Here is an 18770-nt window from a genome sequence, read left to right on the forward strand (position 1 = left end):
GAACTTCAAACCTTGCAAGGAAACGTCCGATGAAACGCGCGGCAATTGTCTCCCCTGTACGAACGCCCGTCGGCACCTTTGGCGGTAGCCTGCGCGGCGTTTGCGTCGAAGATCTCGGCGCGCTCGTTGCGAATGAAACGATCCGGCGCGCAGGACTCGATCCCGCTCGCATCGACGACGTCGTCTTCGCGCAAGCGTACGCAAACAGCGAAACACCTTGCGTGGGCCGCTGGATTGCGCTGCAGGCGGGCCTGCCCGTGGAGGTGCCGGGCATGCAGCTTGACCGACGTTGCGGCGGCGGCCTGCAGGCGCTCGTCACCGCCGCGATGATGGTGCAGACCGGCGCCGCCGACGTGGTGTTGGCCGGCGGCGTGGAAAGCATGAGCAATATCGAGTACTACAGCACGGACATGCGCTGGGGCGCACGGTCGGGCTCCGTCCAGTTTCACGACCGGCTCGCGCGGGGCCGCGAGCGCTCACAGCCGGAATCGCGCTTCGGCTTTATCTCCGGCATGATCGAGACCGCGGAAAATCTGGCCACCGACTATGGCATCAGCCGCGAGGCCGCCGACGAGTTCGCGCTGCGCAGCCATCAGCGCGCGGCCGCCGCATGGGAGTCCGGCCATATGGCCGAAGAGGTCGTGGCGGTCAGCGTTCCTCAGAAAAAAGGCCAGCCGCTTCTGTTTTCCAAAGATGAAGGATTCCGCGCCGACGCCAGCATGGAAAGCCTCGGCAAGCTTCGCGCGTTGATGCCGGGCGGCACAGTCACCGCAGGCAACTCCAGCCAGCAAAACGATGCCGCTGCCGCTTGCCTCGTCGTCGCGGAAGACCGCCTCGAAGCGCTCGGACTCGAACCCATGGCCTGGCTGACCGGCTGGGCCGCAGCCGGATGCGAGCCATCACGCATGGGCATTGGGCCCGTGCCCGCAGTGCGGAAGCTGATGACGCGCATCGGGCTTACGCTCGAGCAGATGGATCTTGTCGAAGTAAACGAAGCATTCGCGTGTCAGGTGCTGGCAGTCCTCAAAGGCTGGAACTGGCACGATACCGACCGGCTCAACGTGAACGGCTCTGGCATATCGCTGGGCCATCCGATTGGCGCAACGGGCGTGCGCATCATGACAACGCTGTTGCACGAGTTGACGCGCCGGAAAGGACGTTATGCACTCGAGACCATGTGCATCGGCGGTGGCCAGGGTATTGCCGCCGTGTTCGAGCGCGCCTGATCCTGAGCGATGAAGCGCACGGCCTTGCGCCGTGCGCGCGCCCGCGCTCAGGCCTCCACTTCGAACATCACGAAGTCGGCCTTGGTCGCACCGCACTCGGGGCATGCCCAGTCATCCGGGATGTCTTCCCAGCGAGTGCCAGGCGCGATGCCCTCCGCGGGAAGTCCCGCTGCTTCGTCGTAGTAAAAACCGCAAAAAATGCATTGCCACTTTTTCATGATCGTCGATGAGTCGTTGAGGGTGGGGATACTTCAGGGCGCTACGTCCCAGACGAGCGGCAGATAGAGCATGCCGTTGACGGAGCCCGAGCCGCATCGGGGCTTGTCGCCCTCGCGAATGCGAAAATCGGGAATGCGTTTGAGCCACTCCTGGAGGAAAACCTTGATCTCCGTACGCGCAAGGAACGACCCCGGGCAGCGATGCGGGCCGTTACCGAACGCGGCGTGCAGCACTGGCTTGCGCGTCAGATCGACAGCGAGCGGATCGCCGAACTTGCGCTCGTCGAGGCCAAACAGGGAGTTTGGCAATTGAATCTGGTCACCCTTTTTGAACTGGATGCCCTTGTATTCCATGTCCTGCGTGATGAGCCGCGCGGTGTTCGCCACGCCAAAGCGACGAATCATCTCATCGACCGACGACACCATCAGATCGGGATTCTCGATCAGTTGCCTCCGGTGCGCCGGATTCTCCGCCAGAAAGCGCGCGATGAAACCCATCATCGACGCGACGGTATCGAGGCCGCCAAACAGCACGACGATAAACATCCCGAACATCCGCTCGGGGCTGATCGGCTTGCCGTCGATCTGCGCGTTGGCGATGAGGCTGACGAGATCGCCGCCCGCCTCTGCCTTGCGCTTCTCCACCCAGGTGGAGATATAGCCAATCAGCCGGTGCTGGGATTCGTTGCGCTGCTCGACGTTGCCGCGCACGGCCCATTCCGCCCATTCGAGCAATTGTCCTCGATCGCTCAACGGAAGATCGGCAAGACGCAGGAAAATCACGATCGGCAGGATCTTCGCGAACTCCGAGACGAACTCGCATTCGCCGCGTGGAGCGATTTCTTCCATCAGCTCGATTGCGAGGCTGCGCACGTCGCTTTCCAGCGAGGAGATAGCTTGCGGCAGGAAAGCGGGCGTGATCAGGTTGCGGTATGCGGTATGTTCGGGCGGGTCAAGCTCGAGCGGCACGAGCTGCGTTTCGTTGAGCGGCGGGATGTTGACACTGCGATGCGAAAAATGGGTGTGGTCCTTCTGCATCGCCTCGATGTCTTCGCCGCGCGTGGCGATCCAGTGGCCGCCATGATACGGGGACCAGACGATATCGGGCCCGGTGTGCAGCGTCTTCCACGCCATATGAACATCGTCTTGCACGCCTGGCGGATTCATATAGTCGAAATCGACCACGAGTTCTCGCGGAACATGGTCCGGCACGGTCCAGTCTTTCGTAGGGTTCATCTCGCGTCTCCTATCATTTGGTCGTCTTCGAATGGATGAGTCGTCACACTTTGCATCAACGTGCCAGCGTTCATATTATGCAACGCCGTTCAGTTTTGATATTATACCGAAGCGAGCTTTTTTACATCAACGCCTATCGAACGGAGACAAGAGTGAGCGATTTCGTCAAGGACAAGGTGGTAGTGGTAACGGGTGCGGGTGCCGGCATCGGGCGCGATTTTGCGTTGCAATTCGCGGCGAACGGCGCAAAGGTCATCGTCAACGACCTGGGTCGCAACGCCGAATCCGGCCAGTTCGCCGCAGAGCGCGTCGTCGAAGAAATCAAGGAGGCCGGCGGGCAAGCGCTTGCCTCGACGGATAGCGTCGCCGAATGGGATTCCGCGCAGAAGATCGTGCAGGCCGCGCTGGACACGTTCGGCCGCGTCGACTGTGTGGTCAACAACGCCGGCATCGTGCGTGACCGCATGTTCTTCAACATGAGCCTCGACGAGTGGAAGGCCGTAGTCGACGTGCATCTGAACGGGTCGTTTTTCGTGGCACGCGCGGCGGCTCCGCATTTCAAGGCACAAAACGGCGGCAGCTTCGTTCACATGACCTCCACCTCGGGTCTGATCGGCAACATCGGACAGGCCAACTACTCCGCCGCCAAAATGGGGGTCGTCGGTCTGTCGAAGTCGATTGCCCTCGACATGGCGAAATTCAACGTGCGCTCGAACTGCATCGCACCATGGGCATGGACCGCGATGACGGCCTCGATCCCCTCGGAGACGCCTGAGCAAAAAGCACGCGTCGAAATTCTCAAGCGCATGGAATCGCGCAAGATCGCGCCGCTCGCGGTCTACCTTGCGTCCGACCAGGCCGCAAAGGTTTCGGGTCAGATCTTCGGCGTGCGCGCCAACGAGATCTACTTCTTCAACCAGATCCGCATGATCCGCTCGCTGCATCGCGACGGCGGCTGGACGCCTGAAGCGATTGCCGAGCAGGTCATGCCGGCGTTCGAAGCGAGCTTCTTCCCGAACGTGCCGTCCATGGCGCTCACGCCCTGGGATCCGGTGTAAGCGATACCGTGTCACGCCCGTGCCACATGATGCGGTGGTGGCGCGGGCGGTGCGGCGCTCACCCGTCACACCACTCACCCTTCCTCTGAACCTCGCACGCTTTCCGACAAGCCAACGATGCGTCTTGCCTTGAGCAATACCGGCAAGTCCACCATCCGTCCATCTACTGACACCGCCCCGCCTTCTGCCCGCTCATACGCGTCGACGATTCGCCGCGCCTTGGCAATTTCATTCGCGCTCGGGCTGAACGCCGCATTGACCGCTGCAACCTGGCGCGGATGAATACATAGCTTCCCGCCAAAGCCCAGCGATCGCGCCTTCGACGAGTCGTGCGCGAGTTGTCGTTCGTCATCGATTGCCACGCTAACGCCATCCACTGGAGACTGAATGCCCGCTACGCGGGAGGCCAGCACGATACGCGAACGCGCGAGCAGCAACGCGTCCCATGAGCCGTCACAATCCACATCGAGCTCGAAGTCAACCGAACCGAATATGAGTCGCTCGACGCCGGGCATGCGCGCCACGTCCAGTGCGTTCCAGACGCCCTCGGCAGATTCGATGATCGGCAATATGGGTTTCGCCGTTGCCGCCGCGACAGCGGTCAGAGCAGCCGGATTCTCAGCCTTTGGCAACACCACGCCATCGATACCATCGAACGCTGCGAGCGAGAGGTCCTGCTGGAACCACTGCGTACCCGCTCCATTGATGCGCAACAGTACGCGAACCGCCGATGCCGAAAATGTTCGTACCGCACCGGCAACACGTGCACGCGCCGACGTTTTGTCCGCATCTGCGACAGCGTCCTCCAGGTCCACGATCACCGCATCGGCGCCTGCCGCGAGCGCCTTGGCGAATCGTTCAGGCTTGCTGCCCGGCACAAAAAGAAACGAACGCATAAAGTCTCCCATTCAGCGTCCGGTCCGGCTATGGCGACCCCGCCAGCGGACCGGCTCGACGAGCAGATCAGAGTAGCCGTGGCTTCCATGCGCAACGATCCGTCGCTGCCGGCGATCCACAAGCTCACCTTGCTTTGGTCCGATTCGTGTTGCTTTCCGCAAACATAGAAAGGCGAAGTGTCCACCACCGGTTTGATCGCGCGGAACGAAAACGCTCCGACGCGCGCGCCCGGCAGCTCCGATCCGAGCGAGTCCATCAGTAGCGTAGCGAGCAGCGGGCCATGCACGACGAGTCCCTCGTATCCCTCTGCGCCGATCGCGTAAGGCCGATCGTAGTGAATGCGATGACCATTCAACGTAAGCGCCGAGTAGCGAAACAGCAGCACAGGATCGGGATTGATCTCGCGTGCCCATTGAGCGCCGATGGGCGCGGCCTGTAATGCTGCGGGCTTTTCGCTGGCGGCCGGATGATCGCGATACACGATATCCTGGCGTTCGACGATCGCAAGGCCAGCAGCGTCGCTGACCTCGTGCTTGACCTTCACGAACACGAGATCGCCGGTACGTCCATGCTTGTGCGTAACACTCTCGATGCATGAAAGACGCGTGATCGCGCTACCCGCTTTCAGCGGCCGTAGAAACTCGAGTTGACTGCCCGCCCACATGCGGCGAGGCAAATCGACCGGCGGCAGAAAGCCGCCGCGTTTCGGATGACCGTCCGCCCCCACCATCGACTGGCGATGAACCGGCAGAAAATAAAGCCAGTGCCACAACGGCGGCAAGTCATCGCCACGTGCTGAAAGCGCGTCATCGTGGTCAAGCATGGCGCTGAGGGCCGCCATCGGCGTGGAGGTGACCTGGTCCCGCACTTCCTCAGTGCGCCCAGTCCATTGCTGCAAATACTCGATATCCATGCGCATCGTGCCAATCACTTCAGATCCAGTGCGTCGCGAATCGCCGCAGCGATCGGAAGCAGCGGATCTTCTTCCGGCGTGGTTGGGTTGAACAGCTTGTTATGGCAGATCGCGACGGCGAGCCCGGTATCCGGGTCCGCCCAGCCGATCGAATTGCCCTGCCCCGGATGGCACAAAGCGCGCGGTGAACGTGCCGCCGTCACCGGCGGATGGTTGCCGCCGAACCAGAAGCCGCCGATCGTGATTGGAATCGGAAAGCCGAACATCACCGGGTCGGGCTCCTCGCTATTGGCGCGTGGCGTGTTCAGCGTGGCGACGAGCTCCTTGGAGAGGATCCTCACGCCGTCCAACTCGCCGCCGCATGCCAGCATTGCCCAGAAGCGCGCCTCGCTGCGCGCGTTGAAGATCCCGCCAACGCCCGCGACTTCCGCGCGCCGCACGTCCGGGCGCTCGAACACTGGCGGCGCCAATGCGACCTGTTGCGGCATCGAGCGCAGGAACAGCGGCGGCAGGTATTCCGCGGGAACCGGCACCATCGCATCGGTGAGACGTGCGATGCGCGGTTCGACTTCGTCGGGAATGCCGATCCACAGATCGTCGATGCCGAGTGGCATCGCAATCTCCTCCCGGACAAAACGGCCCAGCGAGCGCTTCTTCGGATCGGCGCGCCGCACCAGTTCGCCAACGATCCAGCCGAACGTCATCGAGAGGTACAGCGTCTTCGTCCCCGGCTCCGCAAGCGGCTCAAGGTTGGCGATGGCGCTGGTCATCCACTGCCAGTCACACATCAGCTCCGGTGTGACGCCTTCGGGCATTTGCGGCACACACGCGCGATGAGTCAGCACATCGCGCACCGTCGTTTTCTGCTTGCCGTGGGCACCGTACTCCGGCCAGTAGCGCGTCACCGGCGCGTCGTATTCGATGAGCCCGCGGTCGGCCAGGATATGCAACGCGGTTGCTGCAACGGCCTTCGTCACCGAATACACATTGAACAGCGTTTCGCCGTCGACCAGACGGCCGGTGGACGGATCGGCCACGCCGCTCCATGCGTCGATCATGAGCTTGCCGTTCAGATAGGCCGCCACCTGCACGCCGACCTCACCGCCTTCCCGCGTGGCGCGGTCGAGCGCCTGCTGAACGATCGCGTTGCCCTCCATTGATGCTTGCACTACCAAGGTCATATCGTGTCTCCCATTCGTGAACATTCGCGTTGACGGGCTACCTCTTGCCGGACTGCGCGGCAATACCGGCAAGTCCTTCGAGCGCGAGCCCGTAGCCCAGTTCGTCAACCATGCGGCGCTTGAACGACTGCGTGAAGACCGCGCGCGTGTATCGCAGCGTTTCGATCGGCTTGGCCGCGAGTTCGTGCGCCATTTGCCACGCACGTTCGAGCAAGGTGTCGTGCGCGACGACTTCGCCGACGACGCCAAGCTCCCACGCGCGCTGCGCCGTGATGCGCTCGCCGCTGAGAAGAAAGTAGCGGGCGCGGTTGTGACCAATCAGCATCGGCCAGACGATCTGCACGCCGTCCGCCGGCACGACGCCGTGAACGAAGTGCGCCTGGTCCGAGATTTCGGCGCGACTGGAGGCCAGCACGATATCCGACAGCACGAGCAACTCGGCATGAATGAGTGCCGGCCCGTTGATCGCGCCGATCACCGGAACCGGAATGTCCAGCAGTTGCATCAGCAGGTCCTGCCCCTCGCGCTGCAGGCGCGGCCAGACTTGCACAAGCGGCTCCGCCGGCAACTCGGCGTCATTCATCGCGTCGCAGAACGAATCGCCGGTGCCGGTCAGGATGACTACGCGATTGTCGAGGTCGCGTGCGATCTGGTAGAACGCCTCGCCTAGCTGGCTGTGAATGCTGCGATCGAGCGCGCCCCACTTGAGCGGGCCGCCATCGGTATGCAGGCGCACTTGCAAAACGCCGTCGCGCCGCTCGAAGTCGATGTTCGTAAAGCGCCCGCTGTAGTCTTCAAGGCGGCTCATCACGCGTCCTCCAGGATCAGGCCGGCGGCGCGCCATGCCATCGCCATCATGGGGCCATTCGTGTTGCCGGAGATCATCGTGGGTGTTACGGAGAGATCCATCACGCGCAGGCGTTCGACACCGCGCACGCGCAGCCGCGAATCGAGCACGGCAAGCGTGTCCGATCCCATCTTGCAGGTACCGCAAGCGTGATAGCCGGATTGGCCTTCACGCCGGTAGAGGTCGAGAATCTCGTCATCGGTCTGGACGGCGGGGCCTGGGCGTGTCTCCCCTGCCAGCAGGCTGGCAAGCGGCTCGGCGGCCAGCACGCTGCGCATGAACCGGAATGCGTTGACAGCCATCTGCCGGTCGTACGGATCGGCAAGGTAGTTCGCGACGACTTCGGACGGCACGCGGGGGTCCGCGGACTGGATCCTGACGTGCCCTTCGCTGCGCGGGCGCAGCGGGTAGCTGAAGAGCTGCATGCCTGGGAACGACTCGAACGCGTAACCGGCCGCGCCGAAATCCATCGAGTACGGCGCCATCATCAGTTGAACGTCGGGACGCATCGCATCAGCCGCGGTCTTGACGAAGCCGCCCACCTGGTACGAGCCGAGCGACATCACGCCACGGCGGAACAGCAGATACTGCATCGCGTTGCGCCATAAGCGCATGCCGCTGAACTGTCGGTTCTGCGAATCACGCCAGTGCCGCAAACGGGCCTGCAGCATATATAGATAGTGCTCGCGCAGGTTCCGTCCGACCCCCGGACTCGCCGCCACGACAGGAATGCCAAGCGACTGCAGATGGCCGGGATCGCCAACGCCCGACAACTGCAAAAGCCGCGGCGACTCGATCGCGCCCGCCGAGAGCACGACCTCGCGACGCGCACGGTAAGCGATCTGCTGCCCCGCGCTTTCGCACTGCACGCCGACGGCGCGCGTGCCGTCAAACACGATTCGCGCGGCTTGCGTGCCGGTAGCGACCGTGAGGTTCTTGCGCGCCCTCGCAGGCTTCAGAAAGGCTTCGGCCGAGCTTTGCCGACGACCGTTGCGTATCGTATAGATCAGATAGGCCACCCCCTCATGATCGAGCCTGTTGATATCTTCCACGCGCCGCACGCCGAGCGACCGGCACGCTTCGAGTACGGCCTCGCCAATTCGATTGCGCTGCGCGTACGGTGACAGTTTCAGCGGGCCGCCCTCTCCACGCAGCTCATCGGCGCCGAGCGCGTGATCTTCGATGCGCCGGAAGCAAGGCGCCAGGTTCTGCCAGTTCCAGCCCTCGACACCCAGTTCGGCCCATCCGTCGTAGTCCTCGGGATGACCTCGCATATACACCATGCCGTTGATGCTGCTGGAACCGCCGAGCATCTTGCCGCGAAGCCAGATTTCGTTGCGATGCCCGTTGCCGTGATCGGGCTGCACCGGAATGAACCAGGCATGAGCTGGGTCGCCCAGCAGCTTGCCAAAGCCCTTTGGCATCCGGATCAACGGATTGCGATCTTCCGGACCTGCCTCGATGAGTAGCACGGTATGGTGCCCGCTCTCCGAAAGACGATTGGCTAGCACGCAACCCGCCGCACCCGCGCCAATCACGATAAAGTCAAACTCGGTCATCTATGCGTTCTCCACCGTCCGTGCCTTGTCGGCCAGCCCCATAGCACGCGAGGCCGGCGTGGTTCCTGTTAGCCGAAGATGACGGGAATCGAATGCGGAACCCGCATCATGATCCCGTTGATCGGTGGAGCTGGCGCGGCCGGATCGAGCCGAAGATTGGGCAGGCGATCGAGAATCGCGTTGAGCGCGCGCGTCATTTCCACGCGCGCCAGGTGCTGGCCGATGCACACGTGCGGGCCATAGGCGAATGCAAAGTGCCGGTGAGCCGCCTTGCGATAGATGTCGAACCTGTCCGGATCGGCGAAACGGCTGGGGTCGCGATTGGCGCTGCCCGCCACCACGTCGAGAAATGCGCCGGCAGGAATCTCGACACCGCCGAGCGTGACATCACGCGTCGCCATACGCGACTGCATCAGCACGGGGCCGTCCCAGCGCAGAGCCTCTTCGATCGCCGCCGCGACCAGCGTGCGATCCTGGCGCACCGCTTCGAGCTGTACCGGATCGCGCAGCAACGCGAGCAACAGTACGCTGGTCGCGCGATAGGTCGTGTCGCCGCCCGCATTCACCAACTGGCGAAGAAACGAAATGACGACCTCGTCCGGTAGCCGCTCGCCGTCCACCTCCGCGGTGGCCAGCGAGCTCACCAGATCGTCGCCGGGATGACTGCGGCGCTCGTCGACGAGCCGCGCGAAATAGGTGCCCAGCTTCGTCGATGCCTCCACGCCATGCTCGACATCGATCGAAACCAGCGTCTGTGCGATGGCGAGCTTGTGAAAGATCTTTACGTCTTCCGGCGGCAATGCCAGTTGCCGATAGATGATGTTGAACGGGTAGTGAAGCGTGAACTCGTTGACGAGATCCGCCTGTCCGCGATCCATGAACTTCGACATCAGCTCGCTCACCACTGGGTCGACCAGCGTATCGCCCCATGCCGCGACGGTGTGCGGCAAAAAGGCCTTCTGGAAGATGCGGCGGTAGCGCGGGTGCTCGGGCGCATCCATCGTCGAGATACTGCGCCCGAAGCTGATGCCGAGATTGCGCTCGTAAGACTTGTTTGAAAACGTTGCCGGGTCGCCAAGCACCTTCGAGACTTCGTCGTATCCGAATACGGAATAGTGCGCGACATCGGACATGGTCAGATCCGCCGCGCCGCCCATCAGCACACGGTAGTCACCCTGCTGAACCGCAGCCTTTTCCCGCAGTTCCGCAATGCGTGGATAAGGGTCCGCATCGGCACCGTAAGCGAGTGAATCCTCGAAAAAGGGGTTGAACTCAGGATCGTCGAAGTCCTCAAGTCGCAGCGCGCCGGCCATGGTTCCCGTCTCCATTGATCGTTTGTTTGCAGGCACCTCTGCTTTTGCGCGAGGTACCAATAGTTGAACTATGTTCTATTTTGCACAAGTGTGCAAGATCGATTTATCATTCACGGAAGGGGATGTTGCGCGCTTTCTGGCTCGCGCCCGCCATCAAAGGGAAACCATGCCGTCCAGCACCACGCACGCCGCCAGCAGACGGGCGACTGCCATCAATGTGCCGCGTGCCGCGGCGCGCAGCACGACGCCAGAGCGCATTCTCGATACGGCCGAGCGGCTGTTCGCTATGCACGGCTACTTCGGCACGTCGATTCGCGACATCATGCAGAGCTGTGGCATGGAGCTGAGCCTCGCGCGGTACCACTTCGGCAGCAAAGACGCGCTGTTTCAGCAGGCGATCGGCCGTCGCGCCGCGGTGATCAGCCGGCAGGTCATCGAATCGCTCGAGGCCGAACTGGCACCGCTGCAAGGCAAGCGCCCCGACGTGGAAGCAATCGTGACCGCACTTTCCGCACCGGCCTTCGCGCATCTGAAGAGCGGCGATCCGGGGTGGCGAAATTACTTGCGCCTGCTAACCCAGATTGGCTGTCTTCTGGAGCGCCCCGATCTCACGGCGCCGTTTTATGACCAATACGCGCCTGCGGCCGCGCGCTACCGTGACGCCTTCGCCAAGGCACTTCCCCGCGTCACGCGGGAGACCGTCGAACTGGTGCAGCATTTCGTCGAGTCCGTGTTTCATCTCGTGCTCAACGAGCTTTACGCGCAGGAAGCGCGCTCCGGAGCCAAGGCACTTACGACAGCACATATCGAGCGCATGCGCACCTATCTGATTCGTTTCGCGGTTGGCGGCATCGAGGCGATGGTCAGCTCCGCCTCGGCCCAACGGGGTTCATGAGCATTGACAGTCGCAGCGACCGTCGTTCACAATTTAGAACATTATTCAGACTTACTGTGGCAGCAGCGAGCCTGCGGCCGTGCGAGATGGAGTTAGCCTCATGACAGCTGGAGACGCAGAGAACATCGCGCTGATCGTCGGGGCGGGTCATGCAGCAGGAGAATGCGCGACCGCGATCCGAGAACAGGGATGGACGGGACGCATCGTGATGGTGGGAGAGGAACCGCATTTGCCCTACCAACGGCCGCCGCTCTCCAAGGCATTCCTGTCGGGCGAATCGACCGCCGAGCAGCTGTACCTGAAACCGCTGTCGACGTACGACAAAGCGCGTGTCGAGTTCATCCCGAACACGCGCGCGCAGCACATCGACCGTGATGCGAAACGGGTCACGCTGTCCAACGGCAGCGAAATCAGCTATACGAAACTGGTTCTGGCCACCGGCGGCCGCGCGCGGCGCCTCGCGTTGCCGGGTATCGAAGCGACCGAGAAGCTGCAGAATTTTCACTACCTTCGCACGCTCGATCACGTCGCGCGCATTCGAAACCAGTTTCATGCCGGCTCGCGCCTCGTGATCATCGGCGGTGGATATATCGGGCTGGAAGTGGCCGCGGTAGCCGTGAAGCGCGGCTTGCGCGTCACCGTGCTCGAAGCGTTGCCGCGCGTCCTCGCGCGCGTCACGGCTCCCGAGCTTTCCAGGTTCTACGAGGAAGTTCACCGCGAAGCCGGAGTCGACATCCGTACCGACGCGATCGTGAGTGGGTTCGAACTCGACGCATCCGGCGACGCCGTTGCCGCCGTGTGCTGCGCGGACGGCACGCGCGTCGCCGCGGATCTCGTCATCGTCGGCGTGGGACTGGAGCCCGCCACCGAACTCGCGCAAGCGGCCGGCCTTGCTGTCGACAACGGCATCATGGTCGACGAACACACGCGCACGTCCGACCCCGACATTTTTGCGGTCGGGGATTGCACCAACCACCCCAACCCTTCCCTTGGACGCCGCCTGCGTCTCGAGTCGGTCCCTAACGCGCTGGAGCAGGCCCGCACCGCCGCTGCGTCGTTGTGCGGCAAGGAGCGTGTCTACAACAGCGTGCCGTGGTTCTGGTCCGACCAATACGATCTGAAGCTCAAGATGGTCGGCTTGTCCCTCGGCTACGACGAGTTCGTCCTGCGCGGCGATCCCAAAGCCCGCTCTTTCTCGGCGTTTTATCTCAAGGACGGCGTCATGCTCGCAGCCGATACGGTCAGCCGTGTACCCGAATTCGTGCTGGCCAAGCGTTTCGTTGCCGAGAAAATTCCGGTCCGCGCCGCCGATCTCGCCAACGAATCGATCCCGTTGAAAAGTCTGCTTCCCTAGTCCAATTCATTTTTCATGAGGTTCACAAGCCATGCCGCTCATTCGATTCATCCAGCCGGACGGCAGCGAGGCCGCCGTAAGCGCCAACGTTGGCGATTCAGTCATGCAAACAGCGGTGAACAATCAGATCCCAGGCATTCTCGGCGATTGCGGCGGCAGCTGCAGCTGCGCAACCTGTCACGCGTATGTCGACGACGCCTGGAGCAGCCACATGCCAGCGGCGGAATCCTATGAAGTCGACATGCTCACCTGCGCGATGGACGTGCGCGAAAACAGCCGTCTGACATGCCAGATCTTCATGACGCCGGAACTGGACGGGCTGGTGGTGCGTCTGCCCGATCTGACGGCGTAAGCGCAATGGGCACAGAGGCCTGCCGCACGACGCTGATTACCACGATGCGAAAGTTTGCGCGGACCTCACTCCTTGCATTCCTCGCCCGTCCCACGAATGGCTACGTGGCGGGGCCAGGAGCCGAAGACGAGACCGCGCTTACGGCGCTTTCGTCAACGCGTCGATCGCGGGCTGTTCGCTGTTGCTCCAGAACGCCGCCCACGTCGGAAATCCTTGCGGAAGACGCGGCTGATACCGATCGCCTTCATACTTGCCGGGCCAGTTCTGCAAGCGCGGCGCACCGGGGCGAGCGAGCCAGTCCGTCGAATACCAATGCTGTTCGTCGCGACGCTCGAAGCACCACTGCCCGTCGCGCCGCACATAGTGATCGAAGTAGCAGATCGCCATCACCACCCACGCTCCGTTGTCCTCGTGCTCCGCGCGACAATAGACGCTTCCCGTCGCATGGTCGGCATCGATGAAATCGACGACGTGGCCGCAGATCTGGTGAATGCTGCGATAAAAGCCGCGCAGAATATGCTCGGACCCGTAGAACGTCTTCAATGCCGCGCGCCCGACGCCCCATCGGCCGCAATCGACGTCTTCGGCGAACAGTTGCACCAGGCTGTCCAGATCGCGCGAATCGACCGCGAGCGCGTATCGGACGGGCAACTGCTGGATGGCGAGCTGCGCCTCGATGCGCTCGATACGCGCGAGCAGCGCTGAATCCGTCGTCATGCCTTCCCCTTCGTAGCGTTGGCCATCGCGGCCGGGCGCGCGCGGATTTCGTCGGCATAGTAAGGCTGGTGTGAAAGAAGTCCGCCATCGACGTTGAACACCTGGCCCGTGACGAACGCCGCCTCATCCGAAGCGAGGTACACCACCGCGTGTGCAATGTCTTCGGGCTGCCCGAGGCGAGGCGTGAGATGGTGGCTCAGCATCATCTCTCCGGTGACCCCCGCGTAGTACGCCTGGGTCACCGGCGTGACGATCAGGCCCGGAGCGATCGCGTTGCAGCGTATCCCCTCCTTGCCGTGCTGCGCGGCGACGTAGCGCGTCAGCGCCTCGATACCGGCCTTGCAGACACCGTACGCGCTGTACCCCAGCGCGCCCGCCTGAGCGGCACCGGAAGAGGTATTGATAATCGAACCGCCGCCTCGTGCGCGCATCAGCGGCAGCGCGCACCGCGAGGCCAGCATGGTGCCGCGAAGATTGATGCGCATCGTGTCGTCCCAGACGCCGACGTCGAGTGCCTCGACTGCCGCATCGACCGTACTGGAAAGCGATGTGGCCGCGGCGTTGTTATGCAGGATATCGAGCCCGCCCCAAGTCTCGAGCGTCAGATCGAACAATGCATCGATCGAACTTTCGTCGCCGATATCGACCTGCGCCGGGACCGCGTGGCCCCCCGCTTCGTTAATACGACGAACCTGTTCCTGCGCGCCTTCGAGATTCAGGTCCGCCACGACGAGCAAGGCGCCCTCCTGCGCGAGCATGGCGGCACAGGCAGCGCCGATACCGGATGCGGCCCCGGTCACGATGGCAATCTTTTGCTTCACGCGTTGCATGATCTGCTCCCTGTCTCAGGCCGTTATCGGTGTCCGGCCGCCTGCTGCAACGCGGTCGAGATGAAAGTCGATATCGCCGAACATCTTCTCCATCATCGTCATCTTGCGGAAGTAGTGCCCTACCGGATATTCCTCGGTGAGCCCCATGCCACCGTGCAACTGGATGCCCTGCGCGCAAACGAAGCGATTGGCGCGCGCGGCAACGGCTTTGGCCGCCGAGATGACGCGGCTGCGTTCGGCCGCCGGGCCGTTCAGGTGCGCGATCCCGCAGTACAGCATCGAGCGCGCTTCCTGCGTGGCAACGAACATCTCAGCCATGCGATGCTGCAACGCCTGGAACTTGCCGATCGGCTGGCCGAACTGCGAGCGTCCCTTGATGTACTCCGAGGTGATCGCCATCACGGCTTCCATCATGCCAAGGCTCTCGGCCACGCTCGCGAGACTGGCGAGTTCCGTTGCCTGCGTGAGCACCTGCAGCGAGCGTTCAGGTCCGACGATCAATGCATCTTCACTGAGCTCGACGTTATGCAGGTCGATATCCGCGGCACGCGATCCATCGAGCAAGCGGTACGACCGGCACGTTACGCCCGCGGCCCGGCGATCGACAAGAAAAACGCCCACGCCTTGCGACGCGCCTTCGACTCGCGCGGTCACGAGCAGCTGGTCCGCCGACGCGCCGGCGATCACCAGCGTCTTCGCGCCGCTGATCAGGTAACCCGAGGCGCTCTTGAGCGCGTGCGTTTGCGCGTGGCATCCCAGCTTGTACCGGCTTCCCGCTTCGCTGTCCGCGAGCGACAGCAGCAGCGTGCCGTCGATGACGGCGGGCAGCAGCGACTCACGCCGGCGCCGCGCATCGCCTCGTTCGATGATCGTGGCGCAAAGCAGCGCCGTCTGCACGACCGGCTCGAGCGCCATACCGCGGCCGAGCGCCTCCATCACGATCGCCGTTTCGACGAACGAGCACCCGAGACCGCCGACGTCTTCCGGCATCGTCAGCCCGAGCCAGCCAAGTTCGGCATAGGCGCGCCAATGTTCGCGGCTGAAACCCTCTTGCCCCGATGCAATGCGCGTGCGCGCCTCGAATCCATACTCCTGCTGAACGTAGCGCTCTGCGCCGTCCTTCAGCATCGATTGTTCTTCGGAGAAGTTGAAGTCCATGGCTACAGTCCAAAAGCCAGCTTGGCAATGATGTTCTTCTGCACTTCGCGCGCGCCGCCATAGATCGTGGAAGCACGAGCGATCAGATAGCCCGACGTGCGGCCGCCCATGTAATCCGGCCAGTTTTCGTCGACCGCCAGATCACCCTGCGGCTCGCCGTGGTCGTCGAAACGCATCGCGCGGGGACCGAGTGCGTCCATTTGCAGTTGCGTCACGCGCTGTTGCATCTCCGACCCGCTGATCTTCAGCGCAGAGACGACCGCATCGAGATTGCGCTCGCTCTTCTCTTCCGCAAGGATGCGGAGCACCGACCATTCGAGCGCCATGAGGTCAGCTTCGACCTCCGCGACCTTGCGCGCGAACCCGGGTGTATCGATGAGCCGCACGCCGTCCTCCCGCTCCTGCTCCGCGATATCTTTCGCGCGCTGCAGCTCGCGTTTGTTGAAGTACAGGAACGCGCTCGCCGTGCGCTCCTTCTCGAGGAGGTACTTCGCATAGGTCCATCCCATGCCGGCCTCGCCCACGAGATGCGACTTCGGCACACGCACGTTTTCGAGGAACACTTCATTCAGGCCCTTGCCGCCCTCGATCGAAACGATCGGACGCACCGTGATGCCCGGTGTGTCCATGTTGACCAGCAGGAAGGAAATGCCTCGTTGCGGCTTGACGCTCGTATCGGTCTTGACGAGGAAGAAGCCCCAATCGGCAATCGTTGCGTCGCTGGTCCAGATCTTCTGGCCGTTGATCACGTACTCGTCACCGTCGAGCACGGCCGTGGTCTTCAGTCCAGCCAGATCCGAGCCCGCGTTCGGCTCCGAAAAGCCCTGGCACCAGAACTCGTCGCCGCGCAGAATAGGCCCGAGAAAACGCTGCCTCTGCCAGTCCGAGCCGAACGCGATGATGACGGGCGCCACCATCTGCGTCGACTGCCACCCATAGTCCATGGCATCGGCGTTGTACAGCTCTTCCATGAAGATATGCTTGCGAAGCGCGCTCCAGCCGGTGCCGCCATGTTCGACGGGCCAATGGGGCGCACCCCAGCCGCGCTCGTACAGAATGCGCTGCCATCTGCGGATGTCATCGCGCGCAGGCGGATGCACGCCGACACGCCAGCGGCGTGAAATGTCGGCCGGCGCATGCTCACTGAAAAACGTTCTGACTTCCCGACGAAATGATTCGTCTTCCTCGCTATAGCCGAAATGCATGCCTGACTCCTGAATCTCTTGCGCCCTCGTTGTCTGCTCTGTCGCGCCACTGCGCCGCGCTTGTGCGGGTGCTCCGCCTAGCGGCCTCTGAAAGCCGGGGCGCGTTTTTCTCTCGCGGCGAGCCGGCCCTCCGCGGCGTCCTCGGAGTTCACCGCGAGCGCCACCGCGTTCAGTTCCTGCGCAAGAAACTCTTCCATGCCACCGGGGTTCAACCTGAACAACTGCTTGGTCAGCCCGAGCGAGAAAGTCGGGCCAGCCGCCAGCTCGCCAGCCAGCTTTTCGGCGGCCACGTCAAGCTCGCCGTCCTCGACGAGATGGCTGGCAAGACCCATATCGAGTGCTTCCTTGCCGCTCAGCCGGCGATTCAGATACATGATTTCCTTGGCGCGAAACTCGCCGCAATGACGCGCAAGCAGATGCACCATGCCGCCTTCCGGTAAGGTGGCGCGCATCAGGAAGGCGGGAATGAACTGCGCCGTATCGGAAACGATGAGCTGGTCCGCGCACAGCGCAAAGCTCCAGGCAATTCCCACGGCAACCCCGCGTACCGCCGCGACCACTGGCTTGTTCAGGTTGTACAACCGAAGCGCGATCTTCTGATACACCGCCATCGATGCGCGCGCGTGCGCCACGCTCATCTGCGGTGGCGCGGCGCCGCTGCCCTTGATGTCGGCACCGGCGCAAAATGCGCGGCCTGCGCCAGTGAGAATCACCGCGCGAATCTCCGGATCCTTTTCGATGCGATCGAGGTGGCCGAGAATCAGATCAAGCATTTCCGGCGTCAGCGCGTTGAGCTTCTCGGGGCGGTTCAGACACAGCGTCGCAACCGCGCCGTTCAAAGTGAGTTCAACATCCATGATGTTCGGCTCTTCGTCTGAGTTTGGTTCGTCCGTTCGACGGTCTGGTCAACTGCCGCGAGCATGCAGGCGGATCATCCCGTCGCCGAACGGCTCGTCGCGGCGCTTGAGCGCTTCCTTCAGGCCAACCGCTTCCATGTCCGCCTTGAACTGCGCGCGGCGCGGCCCCAGGCTCTGGTGAGCCCGCGAGTCGTTTTCCACCGCGAGCCGCTGAAGCGTGCGCGAACCGGCCAGCTCCAGCCCGATGTTGACAATGCGCTTGTTGGCCGCAAGCAGATCGGCATCGACAAACGACAGACGGCGTGCCAACTCGCCCACCTCCGCTTCGAGCTGCTCTGCCGGCACCGCATCCATCACGAGCCCGATCTTCGCGGCATCGCGGCCCGTCAGCGAGTCGCCAGACAGCAGCAGGCGCTTCGCCCACTGCGGGCCGACGTGATAGAACCACATATGCGCAGGCGGCGAGCCGTTCGCGCGCGTGGCGGGAAAGCCGATCCTTGCGTTGTCGGCGGCGATCACCATGTCGCACGCCAGCGCGAGATCCGTGCCGCCCGCAAGACAGTTGCCATGCACCTGCGCGATGATCGGCTTGTGGATATCGGCCATCAGATTGACCGTCTCCGACTGCCGCTCCATCGACCAGCAGTCGTCGTCGAAGCTGCGAATCGTTCCACGATAGTCACCCGGATCAGCGGCGTCCGCGGCCCGATCCGAATACGTCGTCACCAGATCGTAGCCTGCGCAGAAGTCGCGGCCAGCTCCCGACAGTACGATCACGTTCACCGATTTGAGGTCGTCGGCTTCGAGCAACGCCGCCTTGAGTTCCTGCAGAAGCGGATTGTTGATGGCGTTGCGCTTGTCCGGACGACTCAGCGTGATGCGCGCAACGCGTTGCGCCACTTCAAACTTCACGTACTCCGATGTTTTCAGCCATTTGGCCATGGTCGATTCCCT

General features: G+C 62.9%; 18 protein-coding genes and 1 pseudogene. 5 read left to right on the forward strand and 14 right to left on the reverse strand.

The genetic code is table 11. From position 1 onward, the window contains the following. Positions 1-29: 29 nt before the first annotated feature. On the forward strand, positions 30-1226 hold the full coding sequence (locus OKW26_RS01895) for an acetyl-CoA C-acetyltransferase (RefSeq protein WP_429352491.1): 1197 nt from the start codon (positions 30-32) through the stop codon (positions 1224-1226). A gap of 47 nt (positions 1227-1273) precedes the next feature. On the opposite strand, the gene OKW26_RS01900 is transcribed toward OKW26_RS01895, so the two are convergent. Together OKW26_RS01900 and OKW26_RS01905 are read right to left on the reverse strand one after the other, a co-directional pair. Then, positions 1274-1444, reverse strand: coding sequence for a rubredoxin (locus tag OKW26_RS01900; RefSeq protein WP_090808851.1), 171 nt, complete (start codon positions 1442-1444; stop codon positions 1274-1276). Positions 1445-1477: 33 nt separating this feature from the next. Continuing rightward, the gene (locus OKW26_RS01905; RefSeq protein ID WP_429352492.1) at positions 1478-2680 is read right to left on the reverse strand and encodes a cytochrome P450; all 1203 of its coding nucleotides are present in this window, start codon (positions 2678-2680) and stop codon (positions 1478-1480) included. 152 nt (positions 2681-2832) lie between these two features. On the opposite strand from OKW26_RS01905, the gene OKW26_RS01910 reads away from it, so the two are divergent. Continuing rightward, positions 2833-3738 carry an SDR family NAD(P)-dependent oxidoreductase gene (locus OKW26_RS01910; protein ID WP_429352493.1) on the forward strand — a complete coding sequence of 302 codons (906 nt, stop codon included), beginning with the start codon at positions 2833-2835 and terminating at the stop codon, positions 3736-3738. 74 nt (positions 3739-3812) lie between these two features. Here OKW26_RS01910 and OKW26_RS01915 read toward each other — a convergent pair whose 3' ends face one another. From OKW26_RS01915 to OKW26_RS01940, 6 genes and pseudogenes are all read right to left on the reverse strand, one after another. After that, positions 3813-4634: an HpcH/HpaI aldolase/citrate lyase family protein gene (locus OKW26_RS01915; RefSeq protein WP_429352494.1), complete on the reverse strand. Its 822-nt coding sequence runs from the start codon at positions 4632-4634 to the stop codon at positions 3813-3815. A 68-nt stretch (positions 4635-4702) separates the two neighbouring features. Beyond that, positions 4703-5554: pseudogene (locus OKW26_RS01920) on the reverse strand (FAS1-like dehydratase domain-containing protein); the annotation flags it as partial. Between the two features lie 8 nt (positions 5555-5562). Beyond that, positions 5563-6729, reverse strand: a complete 1167-nt coding sequence (locus OKW26_RS01925; RefSeq protein WP_429352495.1) for a serine hydrolase domain-containing protein — start codon at positions 6727-6729, stop codon at positions 5563-5565. A 37-nt stretch (positions 6730-6766) separates the two neighbouring features. Then, positions 6767-7537, reverse strand: coding sequence for an enoyl-CoA hydratase/isomerase family protein (locus OKW26_RS01930; protein WP_429352496.1), 771 nt, complete (start codon positions 7535-7537; stop codon positions 6767-6769). After that, positions 7537-9135 carry a GMC family oxidoreductase gene (locus tag OKW26_RS01935; RefSeq protein ID WP_429352497.1) on the reverse strand — a complete coding sequence of 533 codons (1599 nt, stop codon included), beginning with the start codon at positions 9133-9135 and terminating at the stop codon, positions 7537-7539. The genes OKW26_RS01930 and OKW26_RS01935 overlap by 1 nt, the downstream gene beginning before the upstream one ends. A gap of 68 nt (positions 9136-9203) precedes the next feature. Then, positions 9204-10448, reverse strand: coding sequence for a cytochrome P450 (locus OKW26_RS01940; protein ID WP_429352498.1), 1245 nt, complete (start codon positions 10446-10448; stop codon positions 9204-9206). 70 nt (positions 10449-10518) lie between these two features. On the opposite strand from OKW26_RS01940, the gene OKW26_RS01945 reads away from it, so the two are divergent. The 3 genes from OKW26_RS01945 to OKW26_RS01955 all read left to right on the forward strand — a co-directional run bounded on the left by OKW26_RS01945 (position 10519) and on the right by OKW26_RS01955 (position 13049). Then, positions 10519-11343, forward strand: a complete 825-nt coding sequence (locus tag OKW26_RS01945; RefSeq protein WP_429352499.1) for a TetR/AcrR family transcriptional regulator — start codon at positions 10519-10521, stop codon at positions 11341-11343. 100 nt (positions 11344-11443) lie between these two features. Then, positions 11444-12697, forward strand: a complete 1254-nt coding sequence (locus tag OKW26_RS01950; protein WP_429352500.1) for an NAD(P)/FAD-dependent oxidoreductase — start codon at positions 11444-11446, stop codon at positions 12695-12697. Between the two features lie 31 nt (positions 12698-12728). Further along, complete coding sequence (locus OKW26_RS01955; protein WP_184050275.1) at positions 12729-13049, forward strand: 2Fe-2S iron-sulfur cluster-binding protein; 321 nt, start codon at positions 12729-12731, stop codon at positions 13047-13049. Positions 13050-13187: 138 nt separating this feature from the next. Here the strand turns inward: OKW26_RS01955 and OKW26_RS01960 are convergent, their stop codons facing one another. From OKW26_RS01960 to OKW26_RS01985, 6 genes are all read right to left on the reverse strand, one after another. Next, on the reverse strand, positions 13188-13766 hold the full coding sequence (locus OKW26_RS01960) for a nuclear transport factor 2 family protein (RefSeq protein WP_429352501.1): 579 nt from the start codon (positions 13764-13766) through the stop codon (positions 13188-13190). Further along, positions 13763-14596, reverse strand: a complete 834-nt coding sequence (locus OKW26_RS01965) for an SDR family oxidoreductase (RefSeq protein WP_429352502.1) — start codon at positions 14594-14596, stop codon at positions 13763-13765. The genes OKW26_RS01960 and OKW26_RS01965 overlap by 4 nt, the downstream gene beginning before the upstream one ends. A gap of 15 nt (positions 14597-14611) precedes the next feature. Then, positions 14612-15754, reverse strand: coding sequence for an acyl-CoA dehydrogenase family protein (locus OKW26_RS01970; RefSeq protein ID WP_429352503.1), 1143 nt, complete (start codon positions 15752-15754; stop codon positions 14612-14614). Positions 15755-15756: 2 nt separating this feature from the next. Then, positions 15757-16959 carry an acyl-CoA dehydrogenase family protein gene (locus OKW26_RS01975; RefSeq protein ID WP_429352504.1) on the reverse strand — a complete coding sequence of 401 codons (1203 nt, stop codon included), beginning with the start codon at positions 16957-16959 and terminating at the stop codon, positions 15757-15759. Positions 16960-17036: 77 nt separating this feature from the next. Then, positions 17037-17816, reverse strand: coding sequence for an enoyl-CoA hydratase/isomerase family protein (locus tag OKW26_RS01980; RefSeq protein WP_429352505.1), 780 nt, complete (start codon positions 17814-17816; stop codon positions 17037-17039). Positions 17817-17864: 48 nt separating this feature from the next. Next, entirely contained in the window at positions 17865-18758 is an 894-nt protein-coding gene (locus OKW26_RS01985; RefSeq protein WP_429352506.1) for a crotonase/enoyl-CoA hydratase family protein, read from the reverse strand. Positions 18759-18770 lie beyond the last annotated feature (12 nt).

This window comes from Paraburkholderia sp. 32 (genome assembly GCF_050435345.1).
Taxonomy (GTDB): Bacteria; Pseudomonadota; Gammaproteobacteria; order Burkholderiales; family Burkholderiaceae; genus Paraburkholderia; species Paraburkholderia tuberum.